A 16,775-nucleotide genomic window follows, 5' to 3' on the forward strand; every position below is an offset into this window, starting at 1 on the left:
CAGGCCGTTCAGGCGCCGCACCAGCCAGCGCTCGCCCTGGCGCTCGCTGACGCGGCGCAGCACGCGCGCGGATCGCCCACCGCCCCAACCTAGCCGGCCTGCCGCAGGATCTTGCGCGCGCGCTCCAGTACCGGCCGGTCCACCATCTTGCCGTCGACCGCGAGCGCGGCGCCCTGCGCACCGGCGGCGGCGGCCACGATGCGCCGCGCCCAGGCCCGCTCCCGTTCCGACGGCGCCAGCCCGGCATGCACCTGCGCCACCTGCTGCGGATGGATCAGCAGCTTGGCGCCAAACCCGAAGCGCCGCGCGCGCGTGGTCTGCCGGGCCAGCTCCACGGCATCGCCGATGGCCGTGCAAACCCCGTCCACCGGCGCCGGCAATCCCGCCGCGCGCGAATGCATCACCAACCTGGCGCGGAAATAGTCCAGCGGCTCGTCCTCGTCCGCCACGTCCAGGTCGAACATCAGGTCGATGCTGCCCAACAGCAACCGCACCACGCCGGCCGCGCGGCTCACCGCGCGCAGGTCGGCAAAGCCCGCAGCGGTTTCCATCAGCGGATAATAATTGGCGTGCGGCAAGGCAAGCGCCAGCGCGTCGAGGGCGGCGGCATCGGCCTTGGGCAATACCAGGTCACGCGCCCGCCGGGCGCGGCACCAGTCCAGGTCCCCCGCGTGATATTCGCTGTCGGCGGCATTCACGCGCACCAGCAGAGACACGCCGGCGGCGGCCGCCCGGGCCTGCCACTGTAGCCAGGAACCGGCCAGGCCCTCGCGCGCCGACGCTTTGGCGTCGGGCGCCACCGCGTCCTCGAAATCGACAATGACCGCATCCGCCCCCGAACCGATCGCGCGCCCGATGCGCTCGGGGTGCGTGGCGGGCACGAACAGGTAGCTGCGGGCGGGCGCCCTGATGGCAGCAGCGTCGCTCATACCACGCCCGCGCCGTGCAGCGCCGCCACCTGCGCGGGCGTCAGGCCAAGTTCGGCCAGCACCGCGTCGGTATGTTCGCCCACCGCCGGCACCGGGTCCATGCGCGCCTCTTGCACGCCGGGCGGCAGCAGCGCGGGCACGGGGCCGGCGGGCGTATCGACCTGGCGCCAGCGCGCTCGCGCGGCCAGTTGCGGATGCGCCCAGACATCGGCCATGGTGTTCACGCGCGCGTTGGCGATGCCGGCTGCTTCGAGCCGCGCGGTGACCTGCTCGGCGCTGAGCGCGGCAAATGCCTCCACGATGCGCGCGCGCAGCGCGGCGCGGTTGGCGCTGCGCAGGGTGTTGTCGGCGTAGTCGGGATGCGTGGCGAGCGCCGGGTCTTCCAGCACGCGCTGGCAGAAGGTGTTCCACTCGCGTTCGTTCTGCAGGCCCAGCATCACGGTCTTGCCGTCGCCGGTGGGGAAAGGGCCATAGGGATAGATGGTGGCATGGGCGGCGCCGGCGCGCGGGGGCGGCTCGGCACCGTCGAAGGCGTAGTAGAGCGGGAAACCCATCCACTCCACGGTGGATTCCAGCATCGAGATATCGATGCGCTTGCCGCGCCCGGTCTGGCCGCGCTCGATCAGCGCCGCCAGGATATTGCTGTAGGCATACATGCCGGCGGCGATGTCGGCCACCGAGGCGCCGGCCTTTACGCCCTCTCCGGGCGTGCCCGTGACCGAGACAAAGCCCGATTCGCTCTGCACCAGCAGGTCATAGGCCTTCTTGTCGCGGTAGGGACCGTCGGCGCCATAGCCGGAGATATCGCAAACGATCAGGCGCGGAAAGCGCGCGCTCAGCGCCTCGTAATCAAGCCCCAGACGCGCCGCCGCACCCGGCGCCAGGTTCTGCACCAGCACATCGGCGCGCGCCAGCAGCGCGTCCAGCACTGGTGCCGCCTGCGCGTGCTTGACGTCCATCGTCACGCTCTCCTTCGAGCGGTTGGTCCACACGAAGTGCGAGGACAAGCCGCGCACCCGGTTATCGTAGGCGCGCGCGAAGTCGCCCACGCCGGGGCGCTCGATCTTGATCACGCGCGCGCCGAGGTCGGCCAGCTGGCGGGTGCAGAACGGCGCGGCAATCGCCTGCTCCAGGGATACGACGGTGATACCTTGCAGCGGTTGGGACATGGCTGGACTCGTTGATGCTTGGGTACGTGGGGGTGGAGGCCGGCGGCGCGAAAGCGCGAAACCGGCCGGCCAGCCCACAATCTAGCGCCTGGCGGCATCCGCTGGGAAATAGGGAATGCCTAGTCGCCCATAAGTAGAATAAATACCTCACACGGGAAACGCCAAACCAAGGACACCCAATGGATATCCGCTCCATGCGCTACTTCGTGGCCATCGTCGACCACGGCAGCCTGACCCGCGCCGCGGAAGCGGTGTGCGTGGCGCAGCCGGCGCTGAGCCAGCAACTTGCCGCGCTGGAGGCCGAATACGGCGTGCCGCTGGTGCACCGCGGCCCCAAGGGCGTGAAGCCGACCGAGGCCGGCAAGACCCTGTACCGGCATGCGCGCACCATCCTCAAGCAGGTGGAAAGTGCCGGCGCCGACGTGCGTGCGGCGGGCGCCGAGGTCTCCGGCGCGGTGGCCATCGGCTTGCCCACCACCGCCGCCGCGGCCTTTGGCATGCCGCTGATCCGGGCGGTGCGGGCGCGCTACCCGCAGGTACGCCTGCAACTGTTTGAGAGCATGAGCGGCTACATCTCGGAGCTGCTCAACAACAACCGGCTCGATTTCGCCATCCTGTTCCGCGACACGGCTTCGCGCGCGGTGGAACCCGAAATGCTGGCCAGCGAGTCGCTGTACCTGATCGGCAACCCGCCCGAGGCGCCAGACGCCGCCGGCCGCCGCCGTGCCCGCCGCGACACCATCGCGCTCAGGCAACTGGCGGGCGTGCCGCTGGTCCTGCCGAGCGGCTCGCAGGGCCTGCGCGAAGTGCTGGAGCGCGGCTTCGCGCAGGCTGGCGCGGCACTCAATGTGGTAGCCGACCTGGACTCCCTGCCCTTCCTGCTGGGCGCAGCGCGCGAAGGGTTGGCCTGCACCATCCTGCCGGCCTCGGCGGTAGACCCGAGCGATGCCGCCATGCCCACGCGCCTGATCCTGCCCGAGTTGCGCCGCACGCTTTCGCTGTGCTGGCCCCGCGCGCTGCCGCGCACGCGCGCGGCGGAAGCGGTGGCCGAGATCCTGCGCGAGATCGTCGACGCGCGCATCGCCCAGGGCGGCTCGCTCAAGCCAGCGCCGGGCGCCGCCCAGCCAGGTTCAGCGGAATAAATAAATCTTATGGCGGTAGTCGGCGATTGAATTTCTCCGGCGCAAAACCCTCGTGTAGAGTCGCTGCCAGCGACAGGCAAGGCGTAGCCATCGGCAGGAAAAGACTGCTATGCCGCCATCCCAACATCGAGGAGACACCATGCAACGCACCCGCCATGTCCTGGCCGGCATCGCCGCGGCGATTTCGCTGTTCGCCGGCGCCGCCGCGCAGGCCGAGACTTATCCCGCCAAGCCTATCCAGATGATCGTGCCGCAGGCGCCGGGCGGCACCAACGACATCGTCGCGCGCCTGGTGGCGGCCGACCTGTCGCAACGCCTCGGCCAGCAGGTGGTGGTGGAAAACCGCCCCGGCGCCGGCGGCAATATCGGCACGCAGACGGCCGCGCGCTCGGCGCCCGACGGCTACACCCTGCTGATGACCATCAGCAGCACCCAGGCCATCAACCCGTCGCTGTACCGCCAGGTGCCGTTCGATCCGGTGCGCGATTTCGAGCCGATCTCGCCGGTGGCGAGCGTGCCCAATGTGCTGGTGGCCAACCCCGCCTTTCCCGCCAGGACGCTGCCCGAACTGATCAGCATGGCCAAGGCCAAGCCGGATTTCTACCGCTATGCCTCCGCCGGCAACGGCACGCTCAACCACCTGCTGGGCGAAATGCTCAACAGCATGGCCGGCATCAAGCTGGAGCACGTGCCCTACAAGGGCGTGGCGCCGGCGCTCAACGATGTGCTTGGCAATCAGGTGCCGCTGGCCTTCGCCAGCCTGCCCTCGGTGCTGGCGCATATCAAGGCCGGCAAGGTGCGCGCGCTCGGCGTCAGCTCCGCCAGGCGCTCGCCGTTCGCGCCAGACATCCCGGCCATCGGCGAGACCGTGCCCGGCTACAGCGGCGACCTGTGGGTCGGCCTGTTCGCGGTCAGGGGCACGCCGAAGGAAGTCACGCAAAAGCTCGCGCAGACCATGCAGGCCGCGCTCGCCGACAAGACGCTGCGCGACAAACTGGCGGCGCAAGGCGCCGAAGTCCTCGCCGGCACGCCGCAGCAGTTCGGCGCCATGCTCAAGGCCGATCTCGACAAATGGGCGGTGATCGTGAAGAAGTCCGGGGCGCAGGTGGATTGACGACGCTGCCGCCTGGCTGATCAGCCAGGCTGGCCATTCAACTATCGCGCCGAGAACATCACCCAAAGGTCCGTCGGCATCATCGTAAAGCCGAAAGCCTCCCCGACCGGGCCCGACTCGGGCGCGTGGCGGATGTCAAAGTTCTGGCAGACCATCGAAATCGCCGCCTTGGCCTCCAGCAGCGCGAGACTGCGTCCGGGGCACAAGCGCGGTCCCGAGCCGAACGGCACGAAGCCGCTGCGATGCTGGGCCGCCGGAGTGGCGCCCAGCAGCCAGCGCTCCGGCCGGAACTCGCGGGCTGCGGGAAAGTTGTGCTCCTGCAGTGCATTGGGCCGGTTCACCAACACCAGCAGCGTCCCGCGCGGCACCCGGACGCCGCCCACTTCCACGTCTTCATTCGGTTCCAGGAAGAAGAGCGGCGCGACCGGCTTGAGCCTCAACGACTCGTGCGCGACCGCCTCCACGTACACCAGCCTGGCGGCATCCCGCATGTCCTGCAGGACGTCCGCCTGCCTCAGCACTATCCCCACCTCCTCCTGCATCCTGCGCTGCACCTCCGGGTGGCAGCACATGAAGTACATCATCCAGGCAACGGTATTGGCGGTCGTATCCTCGCCCGCTACGAGTATCGTGAAGATATTCGCGAACAGTTCCTCGTCGTCCAGCGGCGCCTGCCCCGTCTGCTGGGCCACCAGCATCGCCTCCAGGAAATTGGCCGGCTGCGCGGCAAGCTCCGGCGCCCGCGCCAGCCGCTCGCGGGCCGCGGCGATGAACTCGCCGATGATCTGGTGGATTGCCGCGAGGGCGCGGTCGAACGAGCGATCCGCCGGGAGCCTGACATAGTGCCAGTACGGGAATGGCGCATTGACGCGCCGGTTCACCATCGGCAGGATCTGTTCGAGATGCTGCTGGATGACCTCGCCCTCGCGCTCCAGCGTGTTGATGTCGTAGCCGAAGGCCAGGGCGGTCGTCACATCTACCGTGTAGCGCATCAGGTCGTGCTGCACATCCACCCGCCGCCGCTGCGCGGCCGCCTTATGCCAGCGCCGCTCCAGCCTGCGCGTGACGCTGGCCAGCATCGGCAAGAAGGCACGCAGCCGGTGCGCGTCCAGCGCCTGCGCCACCGGCCGGCGCTGCCTGCGCCATACCTCGCCCTCGGCGGAGAACACGCCTAGCGCGCCCATCTCCAGCGCCACCGCCTCCAGCGCGCCGATACGGCGATAGGTCGCGGGCCGGTCGCGGAGGATCTTGTCGATCAATACCCCTTCGGCGATCACCAGGGCTGGCCGGTTCGCCATGCGGACGCAGAACAGGGGGCCGAATTCCTCGCACCATTGCTCGAAGACGAGATGCATCCGCTGCTGCTGCCATTGCAACTGCAGCGCGCTGCCCAACCAGGGCAGGCCTTTCGGACCGGGAAGCTCCGAGAGCGAGCGCAGGCCGGGGCCCGGGCCTGGGGATGGCGCTGCCGGATCCGGCAGCGCCTGCAGGCGCTGCCACGCAAGGATCTCGTCGCGGTCCGCCATGACCGCGCCGTCCTCGATGACGGCGGCAAACCGCTTCAGGCAGATTTCGGGCCGCTCGACCACGGTGCCGGAGCCGCAGTCGAAGCGCCAGCCGTGGCCGCGGCAAGTGAGCACGCCATGCTCGATGGCGCCTTCGGCCAGCAGCGTGCCCCGGTGCGGGCAATGCCCCTGGTAGACCAGCGCGCCGCCGCCGTGCCCGATCACGACGAGATCCACGCCGTCGACCCTGGCAGGCAACGCAACATCGTCGCGCAGCTCCGAAGCGGCCGCGAGGCGCACCCGCGTCGAGGAAGCCTCGGGTCCCGCAGCCTCACGCGCCATTTCCATCGATTTCTCCCCTGGCCGGACTTCAAGCCAGACGGCATGCGCCGCTGAAACCGCCACTGTCCGGCTTGCGACGGCAGTGGCGCACATCGGCGTGGCAGCCTCTGCGGCAAACAGCCCGCCTGAAAGCAAGCATATACACCGCCAGCAGTCCTGCCCAAGCGCCGTTGACGCGCCTGCCGGGGCCACCGTGCCGAGACCACGCGGCCATCACATTAGCGTCGTCGACGCACAGGCGCGGCCAAACCAATGGGGCGGACCCATAAGAAAAGCGGGCCTCGGCCCGCTTTCTTCAATCCGCCGGCAGAAGTGGCAGAGGTCAGCGCACTGAAGCCTGCGCCGCGTGCCCGCGGCGGTTGGCCCAGACCAGCATCGCCACGCCAGCCAGGATCATCGGCAGGCTTAGCCACTGGCCCATGGAGAAGTTAAGCGCCAGCAAGCCAAGGAAGTTGTCCGGCTCGCGCGCGAACTCGGCGAGGAAACGGAAGCCCCCGTAGCCGATCAGGAACACGCCCGACACGGCGCCCATGGGCCGCGGCTTCCTGGCGAACAACCACAGGATGATGAACAGCGCCACGCCTTCGCCGGCGAACTGGTAGAGCTGGGAAGGATGGCGTGGGATGTTGTCGCCGGCCTGCGGGAAGATCATGCCCCAGGGCAGGTCGGTGGCGCGGCCCCACAGCTCGCCGTTGATGAAGTTGCCGATGCGCCCGGCCGCCAGCCCGCAGGGAATCATCGGCGCGATGAAGTCCGTGACCTCCATCCAGTGCCGCCCGCGCAGCTTGCCGAACAGCCACATCGCCACGACCACGCCCAGGAAGCCGCCGTGGAAGGCCATGCCGCCCTCCCACACCTTGAAGATCTCGAGCGGATGGCTCAGGTAGTAGTCGGCCTTGTAGAACAGCACGTAGCCCAGCCGTCCGCCCAGGATCACGCCCAGCACGCCGAAGAACAGCATGTCGTCCAGGTCCTTGACGGTCCAGCCCTGGGCCGCGATATGCGGCTGGCGGATGCGCAGGCGGCCAAACCACAGGAACATGATGAAACCGGCCAGGTACATCAGCCCGTACCAGCGGATGGCAAGCGGGCCGAGATGAATGGCGACCGGATCGAATTGGGGATGAATCAGCATGTGTGCCGTGGAATTGGGTTGAAGGAAGACCGCCGCAGACAAATTCGAACAACAAAATATGAAATACGCCCGGACGGTATCGGATGTCAGTGTTCAGCCTGCGGCCGTGCCGCGCGCCGGATGGCTACATTCGTGCCGGGCTCCGTGCCCGGCTTTATGCCAGCCAATTGCGTCAGCGTCATGGCAGACGCCAGCGCACCGGCAATCTCGATGAACGACCTCAGCACCGGGCTCACGCTGCCCGCTCCGGCCTCGCGCCACACCAGGCCGGTCTCGATATCGGGCCCGGCGTCGCGCAACGGCAGGTAGGACACACCGGTACGGCGAAGGTTGCAAAGCGACGCCGGCACCAGCGCCACCCCCATGCCGGCCGATACCAGGCTGACGATGGTCTGCATCTGGATAGCCTCCTGGGCAATGACCGGCGTAAGGCCTTCGCGCGCATAACAGCCCGTAATGATGTCATAAAACGCCGGCGCGCTTCGCCGGGGGAAGATGATGAGGGGCTCGTGCGCCGCATCCCTGAGGGAAACGCCTGCTGCCCCGGTGCCCTCCCCCGTCCCCGCGCGCCAGCCTTCCGGCACCGCCAGCACCAGCGGCTCGCGCACCAGCGGCAGATAGGAAACGCCATGCGGCATCGCCGGCAACTGCGGGCGGATCACCAGCCCGGCGTCGATGGTGCCTTCCATCAAGGCCTCCAGCTGGATATCGCTGGTGGCCTCGCGCAGCTGCAGTTGCACATTGGGATGGCGCGCGCGAAAGCGCCGCAGCAGGTCGGGCAGGATGCCGTAGTCGGCCGTGCTGACAAAGGCCAGCGAGAGCGTGCCGGCCTCCCCGCGCGCCAGCCGCTGGGCCAGCCCCGGCAGCGCGGCGGCGTCCGCCAGCACGCGCCGCACCTCGGGCAGCCATTGCTGGCCGGCCGGCGTGAGCGCCACCGAGCGCCGCGTGCGGGCGAACAGTTGCACCCCGATCTCCTCTTCCAGTGCCTGGATCTGCTGGGAAAGCGGCGGCTGGGTCATGGCCAGGCGCCGCGCGGCACGGCCGAAATGTAACTCCTCCGCCACCGTCACGAAGTAGCGCAGCTGGCGCAGGTCCACATGGGCTCCTGATATGTTTATCGACTCAATAAAGGTTGAATAATATATTTGACAGCATAAAAGGCAAGCGGCATGCTCTCGTCCACAACATGGCAAGAGCCTGCCCGGTCCCCGGCTACCTCGGGGCGCCCCTCGCAGGCCGGCACATTCCCCCGGAGATTCCCATGGCATACAACAAACGTTCGCAGAACATCACGCAAGGCGTGGCGCGCTCCCCCAACCGCTCGATGTACTACGCGCTGGGCTACAAGAAGGAAGACTTCGACAAGCCGATGGTGGGCATCGCCAACGGCCACTCCACCATCACGCCGTGCAACTCCGGCCTGCAACGGCTGGCCGACGCCGCCGTGGACGCCATCAAGGCCGCCGACGCCAACCCGCAGATCTTCGGCACCCCGACCATCTCGGACGGCATGTCGATGGGCACCGAGGGCATGAAGTACTCGCTGATCTCGCGCGAAGTCATCGCCGACTGCATCGAGACCGCGACCCAGGGCCAGTGGATGGACGGCGTGGTCGTGATCGGCGGCTGCGACAAGAACATGCCGGGCGGCATGATCGCGCTGGCGCGCACCAATGTGCCGGGCATCTACGTGTACGGCGGCACCATCAAGCCGGGCAACTGGAAGGGCAAGGACCTGACCATCGTGTCGTCGTTCGAAGCCGTGGGCGAATTCACCGCCGGCCGCATGAGCCAGGAAGACTTCGAGGGTGTCGAGAAAAATGCCTGCCCATCGTCGGGTTCGTGCGGCGGCATGTACACCGCCAACACCATGAGCTCCTCGTTCGAGGCGCTGGGCATGTCGCTGCTGTACTCGTCGACCATGGCCAACCCGGACCAGGAAAAGGTCGACAGCGCCGCCGAATCGGCGCGCGTGCTGGTCGAAGCCATCAAGAAGGACATCAAGCCGCGCGACATCATCACGCGCAAGTCCATCGAGAACGCGGTCGCGCTGATCATGGCCACCGGCGGCTCCACCAACGCCGTGCTGCACTACCTGGCGATCGCCCACTCGGCCGAAGTGGAATGGACCATCGACGACTTCGAGCGCATCCGCCGCAAGGTGCCGGTGATCTGCAACCTGAAGCCCTCGGGCCAGTACGTGGCGACCGACCTGCACCGCGCCGGCGGCATCCCGCAGGTCATGAAGATCCTGCTCAAGGCCGGCCTGCTGCATGGCGACTGCCTGACCATCACCGGCCGCACCCTGGCCGAGGAACTGGAAAACGTGCCGGACACCCCGCGCGCCGACCAGGACGTGATCCTGCCGATCGAGCGCGCGCTGTACAAGGAAGGCCACCTGGCCATCCTGAAGGGCAACCTGGCTCCGGAAGGCGCGGTCGCCAAGATCACCGGCCTGAAGAACCCGGTCATCACCGGCCCGGCCCGCGTGTTCGAGGACGAGCAAAGCGCCATGGACGCCATCCTGGCCGACAAGATCAATGCCGGCGACATCCTGGTGCTGCGTTACCTGGGTCCCAAGGGCGGCCCCGGCATGCCTGAAATGCTGGCCCCCACCTCGGCCATCATCGGCAAGGGCCTGGGCGAGTCGGTCGGTTTCATCACCGACGGCCGCTTCTCGGGCGGCACCTGGGGCATGGTGGTCGGCCACGTGGCGCCGGAAGCGTACGTGGGCGGCAACATCGCGCTGGTGCAGGAAGGCGACTCGGTCACCATCGACGCGCACAAGCTGCTGCTGCAACTGAACGTGAGCGACGAAGAACTGGCCAAGCGCCGTGCGGCATGGAAGCAGCCGGCACCGCGTTATACGCGTGGCGTGCTGGCGAAGTTCTCCAAGCTGGCTTCGACGGCAAGCAAGGGCGCAGTGACGGACTGAGGCTGAGTGCTTTGGCGCCGGAAAGGAAAAGCCCGCGAGCGATCGCGGGCTTTTTTTTGTGCGGCGGAGACTCGAACACCCGCCTGGCCTGTTCGTCGGCTTCGTTCCGTGCCTGGGGCTTTCACATGCCGCCCGGATCCCGCTCAATTTCTTCCAGCGTGGCATCCAGCCACTCCACCAGCCGGGCCTCCAGCGACTGCGTCAGTTCCGACGCCAGCTGCGCGGTCAGCGGGGCTAGCCGCGATTGCAGCGTGGCCTCCGTATGGGCCTCCACCACCTGCGGCCACTCGGTGCGAAAACGCATCATCACGCGCGTCAGCAACTCGCTGCGCACCGCGCGCAGTTCGTCCGCGCTGGGCGGCGGGCTGGCGTGGGCTGCGGCATGGGAAACCGAATAGGCACCGTCCCGGGCGGATGGGGTGGGCTGGTGCAGCGCGGGCACCTCGACGGCGGGAATGCCCGCCCCCGCCTCGCGCGGCACGACGACATGGGTCAGCGCACCGGGCCAGCTGATATCGGGAGCGGGCTGGGCATGGCTTCGGCCGCCAGCCTCGGCTTCCGACCGGGCGACCGTGCCCGCGCCCGGCCCGTCCTGCACCGGCGGCCTGGCGCCGTCGGCAGGCAGGTCGATCACCTCGGTCAGCAATGGAATGCTGTCGTTGGGCCCGATGCGCGGGATCACGCGCGAGGTGGTGCGTTCGGTCATGCGGCGTCCCCCTTGCCCTGGCTGGCCTGTGCGATATCGTGGTGGGCCAGCGCATAGCCACGTTCGCGGTAAAGGCGGAAACGCTCGCGCCCCGCGGCCCGGTCGCCGGCGTCGCTGCCGACCACCTCGATCATGCGCTCGAAACTGGCGAATTGCGCGGGCGTCTCAACACTGAGGTTGATCAGCAACTGGTGATGCGGGGCCTGGTCCAGCCTGGCTGCCAGCACGATCGGCGTCACGCCGGCATGCGGGCTGTCGACGCCGCAATGGGGCAGGAAATCCAGCGCGGAGAATGTCCACAAGCGCGCATCGAGCTGCGCCAGCTGCTCCGGCGCGCCGTGCACCACCAGCTTCTGGCCGGCGCCGTAGGCCTTGCGGATCAGCCGGCAAGCGTAGCCGAGCTTGTCGGGCACGTTGCTGTGGAAATCGATACGCGTCATGGGTGAAAACCAATCCTGTGAAGATGAAACCGGGCGGGCCGGCGCCGGAAGGCGGCGCCGGCCCGCCCCGCCGTCAGCCGGCGCGATCCATCAGGAACTGCGTCAGCAACGGCACCGGACGGCCGGTGGCGCCCTTGGCGGCGCCGCTCTTCCAGGCCGTGCCGGCGATGTCCAGGTGGGCCCAGTCGTACTTTTCGGTATAGCGCGCCAGGAAACAGGCCGCGGTCACGCTGCCGGCCGGGCGGCCGCCGATATTGGCCATGTCGGCGAAGTTGGACTTGAGCTGGTCCTGGTAGTCATCGTCCAGCGGCATGCGCCAGGCGGTGTCCATGGCCTTGCGGCCGGCTTGCAGCAGTTGATCCGCCAGGCCGTCGTTGCGGGCGTAGAGGCCGCTGTTGACGTGGCCCAGCGCGATGATGCAGGCGCCCGTCAGGGTTGCCACATCCACCACGGCGGCCGGCTTGAAGCGCTCCACATAGGTCAGCGCGTCGCACAGGACCAGGCGGCCTTCGGCGTCGGTGTTGAGTATCTCGATGGTCTGGCCGGACATGCTGGTGACCACGTCGCCGGGCTTGGTGGCGTTGCCGGACGGCATGTTCTCGCAGGTGGGGACCACCGCGATCACGTTCAGCTTGAGGCCCATCTCGGCCACCGCCTGCAGCGTGCCCAGCACCGAGGCGGCGCCGCACATGTCGTATTTCATCTCGTCCATGCCCTCGCCGGGCTTGAGCGAGATACCGCCGGTATCGAAGGTGATGCCCTTGCCCACCAGCACCACCGGCGCCTGTTTGGCCGAGGCGCCGTCGTAGCGCAGCACGATGAACTGGGGCGGCTCGACGGCGCCCTTGGTGACGGCCAGGAAGGCACCCATCTTGAGGGCTTCCAGCTGCTTGCGGCCCAGCACTTCCACCTTGAGCTTGTGGCGCTTGGCGATGCCGCGCGCGGTGTTGGCCAGGTAGGTCGGGGTGCAGATATTGGACGGCAGGTTGCCCAGGTCCTTGGTCAGCTCCATGCCGTTGGCGATGGCCGCGCCGCGCACCACGGCCTGGGCCGCCGCTTTGGCGTCGGCCGCGTCGACCGTCAGCACCACCTTGCGCAGGCCAGGCAGCTTGTCATTGCCGTTGCCGGCGCCGTTGCCCTTGGCGTTGGCGCGCTTGAGCCCGGGATGGCGCTCCAGCAGGCGGTAGCCGGCTTCGCGGATCAGCGTGACGGTGGTAACCAGGCGCCAGGCCAGGTCGCGGGCATTGCCGGCCTGCTGGGGCGCCTGCTGCTGGGCGAGGCACCACAGCACATTGGCGGCACGCGTGCCGGACAAGGCACGCAGGGAAGTGCGCACGGCTTCGGCGAATGCCTTGTCGCCGAACTCGGCTTCCTTGCCGAATCCCACCAGCAGCACGCGGGCGGCGCCCACGCCGGCCACTTCGTGCAGCATCAGCTGCGTACCGCGCTTGCCCTCGAAATCGCCGAGCTTGACGATGCGGGACACCAAGCCCTTTGTCGCCACGTCAAGTGCCTTGGCCACGCCGGCCAGGCTCTGACCTTCAAACAGGCCCACTACCAGGCAATCGGTCTTGGTCGCCAGGAAACCATTTTGGCCCGCTTTGCTCCAATCCAGGGCTTTTGTGCTAAATTCCATCGCGCTTCCTTCCAGGGGCTCGTCCACCACGAAAGCTCCTATTATCCGCGATTTGCTGCCGGCGGTCCGCTATGCTTGCTAGCAAGCACCTCCGGCACCGACATCGCCCGCGCCGGCCGGCAGCCCGGAACCGACTCCGCATGATCTTTCAACAAGCCTTGCGTCGCGAGCTCGCCTACACCGCCGGCGCGGTGTTCCTGGTCATGCTGACTTTCATGCTGACCTCGCTCGTCATCCGTATCCTGGGCATGGCCGCCAACGGCAAGGCCAGCCCCAACGACGTGCTGATGCTGATCGGCCTGGCCACCATCGGCTACCTGTCCATTTTGCTGTCGGCCACGCTGTTCATCTCCACCCTGATCGTGCTCACGCGCTGGTACAAGGATTCGGAGATGGTGGTGTGGTTCTCGGCAGGCATCTCGCTGCGCGACCTGGTCAAGCCGGTGCTGCAGTTTGCCGCGCCCTTCATCATCCTGTCGCTGCTGCTGGGTATCTTCGCCTGGCCGTGGGCCAACCAGCAGACCTCCTTGTTCCGCGACCGCTTCGAGCAGCGCGGCGTGCTGTCGATGATCGCCGCCGGCCGCTTCATCGAGCCGGCCAAGGGCAACTATGTGCTGTTTATCGAAGGCATCGACGCCGACATGAAGTACGCGCGCAATGTCTTTGTCGCCAACGCCGAAGCCGACAAGATCGGCGTGGCGCTGGCCCACCAGGGCCAGTTCCAGACCCTGCCGAACGGCGACCGCATGGTGGTGATGGAAAACGGCCGCCGCTATGCCGGCACGCCCGGCAAGCTCGACTACCGCATCGTCGAGTTCGACCAGTACGCGGTCAAGGTGGACAGCAAACCACCCGAGGCGGAAGGCGACATCCCGACCAAGAGCCGCGACACCATCGACCTGCTGCGCAACCCCACCAACGAGAACCTGGGGGAGTTGCTGTGGCGCCTGTCGCTGCCGCTGCTGGCCTTCAACTTCGTACTGATCGCCATCCCGCTTGCCTATGTCAACCCGCGCCTGGGCCGTTACACGCCGCTGGTCTTCGCGGTGCTGATCTACCTGACCTACAGTAACTTGATCAATCTCTCGCAGGCCTGGGTGCGCTCCGGCTCGATCCCGTTCTCCCTGGCCTGGTGGCCATTCCACCTGCTTGCCCTGCTGGGCGCGGTGATGCTGTTCCGCTACCGCCAGAACCGCAGCCTGGGAGGCTGGCGTGCCGTCTTCGGCCTGCCCCGCAAGGGCGGCAACACGGGGAGCCAGGCATGAGGGTATTGCGGGTCTACGAGCGCTATTTCGGGCAGCTGATCTACGGCGTTTTCGCCTTTATCCTGTTTGCGGTGCTGGCGCTGTTCGTGTTTTTCGACATGCTCAGCGAACTGGAGAGCGTGGCCGGACGCTACACCTCGCTGGTGGCGTTCTTCCACGTCATCCTGCAAGCGCCCACGCGCATCTATGAGGTGCTGCCGATCGCCGTGCTGATCAGTGCGATCTATGTCTTCTCGCAACTGGCCAGCCAGTCGGAATACACGATCTTCCGGGTGGCCGGCCTGAATACGCGCCAGGCGCTGTTCTCGCTGTTCAAGCTGGCGGTGCCGCTGGCCATCGCCACGTTTATCTTCGGCGAGTTCATCGGCCCCAAGGCCGAGCAATACGCGCAGAAGATCAAGCTGGAAGCACTGGGCGCCACCGTCTCCGCGGGTTTCCGCTCCGGCGTGTGGGTCAAGGACCGCGACCGCGACGCCACCTTGGGCCATGAGGTCACCCGCTTCGTCAACGTGGCCGGCCTGCGGCCCGACCAGAGCATCACCGGCGTCACCATCTACGAATTCGACCAGCAATACCGGCTCAGCGTGATCCGCGTGGCCAAGGAAGGCCGCTACCAGGGCAACCAGTCCTGGCAGCTCACCGGCGTCACCGAAACCCATTTCCTGGATTTGCCCAGGGGCGAGCCGGGCAAGGCCGACACCCTGGCGCCGGTCTTCCGCGGCGAGCAGCGAAGCGTACCCAGCCTGGCCATGCGTTCCGAACTGACGCCGCAGATCCTGTCCGTGCTGCTGGTGGAGCCCGAGCGCATGTCCACGCTGGACCTGTTCCGCTATATCCGCCACCTGCGCGACAACAAGCAGGACACCCAGCGCTATGAAATCGCCTTCTGGAAGAAAGTGATCTACCCGCTGACCCTGTTCGTGATGGTGGCGCTGGCCCTGCCCTTCGCCTACCTGCACGCGCGGGCCGGCGCCGTGGGCGTCAAGGTGTTCGGCGGCATCATGCTGGGGCTGTCGTTCCACCTGTCCAACACGCTGTTTTCGCACGTGGGGCTGTTGCATACCTGGCCGCCGATCGTCTCGGCGCTGATACCCGGCACGCTGTACCTGCTGGTGGCGCTTGGCGCGTTGCGCTGGGTGGACCGGCATTAAGACCCGCATCGAGGCCCGAAGATGACCGCGACCCCCGCCCCCCTTGCGCGCCAGGCCCTGGTGCTGTTCGGCCACGGTGCGCGCGACGTGCGCTGGCGGGAGCCGTTTGACCGGCTGCACGCCAAGCTGGCCGCTGCCTTGCCGGACAGCGCCGTGCGGCTGGCGTTCCTGGAACTGATGACGCCTTCGCTGCCGGACACGCTGGCCGAACTGGCTGCGGCCGGCGTTGCCGATATCAATGTGGTGCCGGTCTTTTTTGGCCAGGGCGGGCATCTGCGGCGTGACCTGCCGGCACTGCTCGACGACTGCCGCCAGCGGCTTCCGGGGGTGACGATCCGTTGCGCCACGGCGGTGGGAGAGGATGAGAGCGTGCTGGATGCGATTGCGGCCTACTGCGTGGGGACGCTTGCCAGCAGCAAAGTCTGACGCAGGCGCGCCACGAAAGCCCAAAGAAAAAGCCGGACAACGCCACCTACGTTGTCCGGCTTTTTCACATCGCGCCCACGATTCAGGCTGCGCGAGTTTCCCCGTACGACACGCCGCCATCGGCATCCTGCGGCACCGCCTCGCTGGCCCGCGAAGCCAGCGCCTCGCCAATCATCAACAGGCTGGGATGGGTCGGATCGATCCATGCCGCCGCCTCGCCCGCCGCCATCTGGCGCAGCGTGAACTGCCTGCTGCGCTGGTGCGCCGACGTCGCGGCCTCGACCACCCAGGCGGGCGTGGAAGCCGGCTTGCCATGCGAGATCAACTGCGCCGCAATGGACGCGGCCTGATCGCGGCCCATGTAATACACCAGCGTATCGGCCTTCACATCGGCCTCCACGTCGACCGTGTCGGCTGCCTTGGACTGCGTCGCAAAGGCCACGCTGCGCGATACGCCGCGCTTGGTGAGGGGCTTGCGGATGGCGGACGCGGCCGCCAGCGCGGCGGTAATGCCCGGCACGACCTCATACTCGATGCCAGCTTCTTCCAGCGCCTGCAATTCCTCGTCGGCGCGGCCGAACAGCATCGGGTCGCCGCCCTTGAGGCGCACCACGCGATCATGCTTGCGGGCCTGGTCGACGATCTGGCGGTTGATGAACAACTGCGCGGTGGAGCGTTGCCCGCACCGCTTGCCCACCTCGATCAGCTGCGCCTGCGGACACCATGCCAGCATCTCGGGCGACACCAGCGCATCGTGCAGCACCACCTGGGCTTCGCCCAAAAGCCGTGCACCGCGCACCGTAATGAGGTCCGCGGCACCGGGACCTGCCCCGATCAGGTAGACCTTGCCCATGCCATGCTCCTTCGCGTTCGCTTGATC

The 16,775-nt window shown here is 67.6% G+C and carries 15 protein-coding genes; 6 read left to right on the forward strand and 9 right to left on the reverse strand.

The window, feature by feature from the left end:
• Positions 1-89: 89 nt before the first annotated feature.
• The gene (locus tag AC1DS6_RS20390) at positions 90-929 is read right to left on the reverse strand and encodes an HpcH/HpaI aldolase/citrate lyase family protein (protein ID WP_441625363.1); all 840 of its coding nucleotides are present in this window, start codon (positions 927-929) and stop codon (positions 90-92) included.
• A complete protein-coding gene (locus AC1DS6_RS20395; protein WP_441625365.1) occupies positions 926-2,098 on the reverse strand; it encodes a CaiB/BaiF CoA transferase family protein in 1,173 nt (390 codons plus the stop codon). The genes AC1DS6_RS20390 and AC1DS6_RS20395 overlap by 4 nt, the downstream gene beginning before the upstream one ends.
• Positions 2,099-2,277: 179 nt before the next feature.
• On the opposite strand from AC1DS6_RS20395, the gene AC1DS6_RS20400 reads away from it, so the two are divergent.
• Together AC1DS6_RS20400 and AC1DS6_RS20405 are read left to right on the forward strand one after the other, a co-directional pair.
• The gene (locus tag AC1DS6_RS20400) at positions 2,278-3,240 is read left to right on the forward strand and encodes a LysR substrate-binding domain-containing protein (protein ID WP_477102998.1); all 963 of its coding nucleotides are present in this window, start codon (positions 2,278-2,280) and stop codon (positions 3,238-3,240) included.
• 139 nt (positions 3,241-3,379) lie between these two features.
• Positions 3,380-4,354, forward strand: coding sequence for a Bug family tripartite tricarboxylate transporter substrate binding protein (locus tag AC1DS6_RS20405; RefSeq protein WP_441625369.1), 975 nt, complete (start codon positions 3,380-3,382; stop codon positions 4,352-4,354).
• A gap of 41 nt (positions 4,355-4,395) precedes the next feature.
• Here the strand turns inward: AC1DS6_RS20405 and AC1DS6_RS20410 are convergent, their stop codons facing one another.
• The 3 genes from AC1DS6_RS20410 to AC1DS6_RS20420 form a co-directional block, all read right to left on the reverse strand.
• Positions 4,396-6,207 carry a cytochrome P450 gene (locus tag AC1DS6_RS20410; protein ID WP_441625371.1) on the reverse strand — a complete coding sequence of 604 codons (1,812 nt, stop codon included), beginning with the start codon at positions 6,205-6,207 and terminating at the stop codon, positions 4,396-4,398.
• Positions 6,208-6,523: 316 nt separating this feature from the next.
• Entirely contained in the window at positions 6,524-7,336 is an 813-nt protein-coding gene (gene lgt, locus AC1DS6_RS20415; protein ID WP_035875993.1) for a prolipoprotein diacylglyceryl transferase, read from the reverse strand.
• Positions 7,337-7,422: 86 nt separating this feature from the next.
• On the reverse strand, positions 7,423-8,433 hold the full coding sequence (locus AC1DS6_RS20420; protein ID WP_441625373.1) for a LysR family transcriptional regulator: 1,011 nt from the start codon (positions 8,431-8,433) through the stop codon (positions 7,423-7,425).
• 164 nt (positions 8,434-8,597) lie between these two features.
• On the opposite strand from AC1DS6_RS20420, the gene ilvD reads away from it, so the two are divergent.
• A complete protein-coding gene (gene ilvD, locus AC1DS6_RS20425) occupies positions 8,598-10,271 on the forward strand; it encodes a dihydroxy-acid dehydratase (RefSeq protein WP_441625375.1) in 1,674 nt (557 codons plus the stop codon).
• Positions 10,272-10,392: 121 nt separating this feature from the next.
• Here the strand turns inward: ilvD and AC1DS6_RS20430 are convergent, their stop codons facing one another.
• From AC1DS6_RS20430 to AC1DS6_RS20440, 3 genes are all read right to left on the reverse strand, one after another.
• Positions 10,393-10,977 carry a hypothetical protein gene (locus tag AC1DS6_RS20430; RefSeq protein ID WP_441625377.1) on the reverse strand — a complete coding sequence of 195 codons (585 nt, stop codon included), beginning with the start codon at positions 10,975-10,977 and terminating at the stop codon, positions 10,393-10,395.
• Positions 10,974-11,417, reverse strand: coding sequence for a DNA polymerase III subunit chi (locus tag AC1DS6_RS20435; protein ID WP_276289852.1), 444 nt, complete (start codon positions 11,415-11,417; stop codon positions 10,974-10,976). The genes AC1DS6_RS20430 and AC1DS6_RS20435 overlap by 4 nt, the downstream gene beginning before the upstream one ends.
• 73 nt (positions 11,418-11,490) lie before the next feature.
• Positions 11,491-13,053 (reverse strand): leucyl aminopeptidase, encoded by a 1,563-nt coding sequence (locus AC1DS6_RS20440; RefSeq protein WP_441625379.1) that lies wholly within the window; start codon positions 13,051-13,053, stop codon positions 11,491-11,493.
• A 140-nt stretch (positions 13,054-13,193) separates the two neighbouring features.
• On the opposite strand from AC1DS6_RS20440, the gene lptF reads away from it, so the two are divergent.
• The 3 genes from lptF to AC1DS6_RS20455 are packed head-to-tail and all read left to right on the forward strand — an operon-like array spanning position 13,194 to position 15,895.
• Positions 13,194-14,318, forward strand: coding sequence for an LPS export ABC transporter permease LptF (lptF, locus tag AC1DS6_RS20445; RefSeq protein WP_276289850.1), 1,125 nt, complete (start codon positions 13,194-13,196; stop codon positions 14,316-14,318).
• Positions 14,315-15,469 (forward strand): LPS export ABC transporter permease LptG, encoded by a 1,155-nt coding sequence (gene lptG, locus AC1DS6_RS20450; protein ID WP_276289849.1) that lies wholly within the window; start codon positions 14,315-14,317, stop codon positions 15,467-15,469. Before lptF ends, lptG begins: the two co-directional genes overlap by 4 nt.
• A gap of 21 nt (positions 15,470-15,490) precedes the next feature.
• Positions 15,491-15,895: a sirohydrochlorin chelatase gene (locus AC1DS6_RS20455; protein WP_441625382.1), complete on the forward strand. Its 405-nt coding sequence runs from the start codon at positions 15,491-15,493 to the stop codon at positions 15,893-15,895.
• Positions 15,896-15,977: 82 nt separating this feature from the next.
• Here AC1DS6_RS20455 and cobA read toward each other — a convergent pair whose 3' ends face one another.
• The gene (gene cobA, locus AC1DS6_RS20460; RefSeq protein WP_441625384.1) at positions 15,978-16,748 is read right to left on the reverse strand and encodes a uroporphyrinogen-III C-methyltransferase; all 771 of its coding nucleotides are present in this window, start codon (positions 16,746-16,748) and stop codon (positions 15,978-15,980) included.
• Between the last annotated feature and the right edge of the window lie 27 nt (positions 16,749-16,775).

Source organism: Cupriavidus sp. 05L310, from assembly GCF_056398185.1.

What these genes read in the sequence shown, in the direction of transcription:
- AC1DS6_RS20390 (WP_441625363.1), bottom strand. Translation starts at nt 929, where the DNA reads ATGAGCGACGCTGCTGCCATCAGGGCGCCCGCCCGCAGCTACCTGTTC.
- lptG (WP_276289849.1), top strand. Translation starts at nt 14,315, where the DNA reads ATGAGGGTATTGCGGGTCTACGAGCGCTATTTCGGGCAGCTGATCTAC.
- cobA (WP_441625384.1), bottom strand. Translation starts at nt 16,748, where the DNA reads ATGGGCAAGGTCTACCTGATCGGGGCAGGTCCCGGTGCCGCGGACCTC.
- AC1DS6_RS20455 (WP_441625382.1), top strand. Translation starts at nt 15,491, where the DNA reads ATGACCGCGACCCCCGCCCCCCTTGCGCGCCAGGCCCTGGTGCTGTTC.
- AC1DS6_RS20400 (WP_477102998.1), top strand. Translation starts at nt 2,278, where the DNA reads ATGGATATCCGCTCCATGCGCTACTTCGTGGCCATCGTCGACCACGGC.
- AC1DS6_RS20430 (WP_441625377.1), bottom strand. Translation starts at nt 10,977, where the DNA reads ATGACCGAACGCACCACCTCGCGCGTGATCCCGCGCATCGGGCCCAAC.
- lptF (WP_276289850.1), top strand. Translation starts at nt 13,194, where the DNA reads ATGATCTTTCAACAAGCCTTGCGTCGCGAGCTCGCCTACACCGCCGGC.
- lgt (WP_035875993.1), bottom strand. Translation starts at nt 7,336, where the DNA reads ATGCTGATTCATCCCCAATTCGATCCGGTCGCCATTCATCTCGGCCCG.
- AC1DS6_RS20395 (WP_441625365.1), bottom strand. Translation starts at nt 2,098, where the DNA reads ATGTCCCAACCGCTGCAAGGTATCACCGTCGTATCCCTGGAGCAGGCG.
- ilvD (WP_441625375.1), top strand. Translation starts at nt 8,598, where the DNA reads ATGGCATACAACAAACGTTCGCAGAACATCACGCAAGGCGTGGCGCGC.
- AC1DS6_RS20410 (WP_441625371.1), bottom strand. Translation starts at nt 6,207, where the DNA reads ATGGAAATGGCGCGTGAGGCTGCGGGACCCGAGGCTTCCTCGACGCGG.
- AC1DS6_RS20405 (WP_441625369.1), top strand. Translation starts at nt 3,380, where the DNA reads ATGCAACGCACCCGCCATGTCCTGGCCGGCATCGCCGCGGCGATTTCG.
- AC1DS6_RS20440 (WP_441625379.1), bottom strand. Translation starts at nt 13,053, where the DNA reads ATGGAATTTAGCACAAAAGCCCTGGATTGGAGCAAAGCGGGCCAAAAT.
- AC1DS6_RS20435 (WP_276289852.1), bottom strand. Translation starts at nt 11,417, where the DNA reads ATGACGCGTATCGATTTCCACAGCAACGTGCCCGACAAGCTCGGCTAC.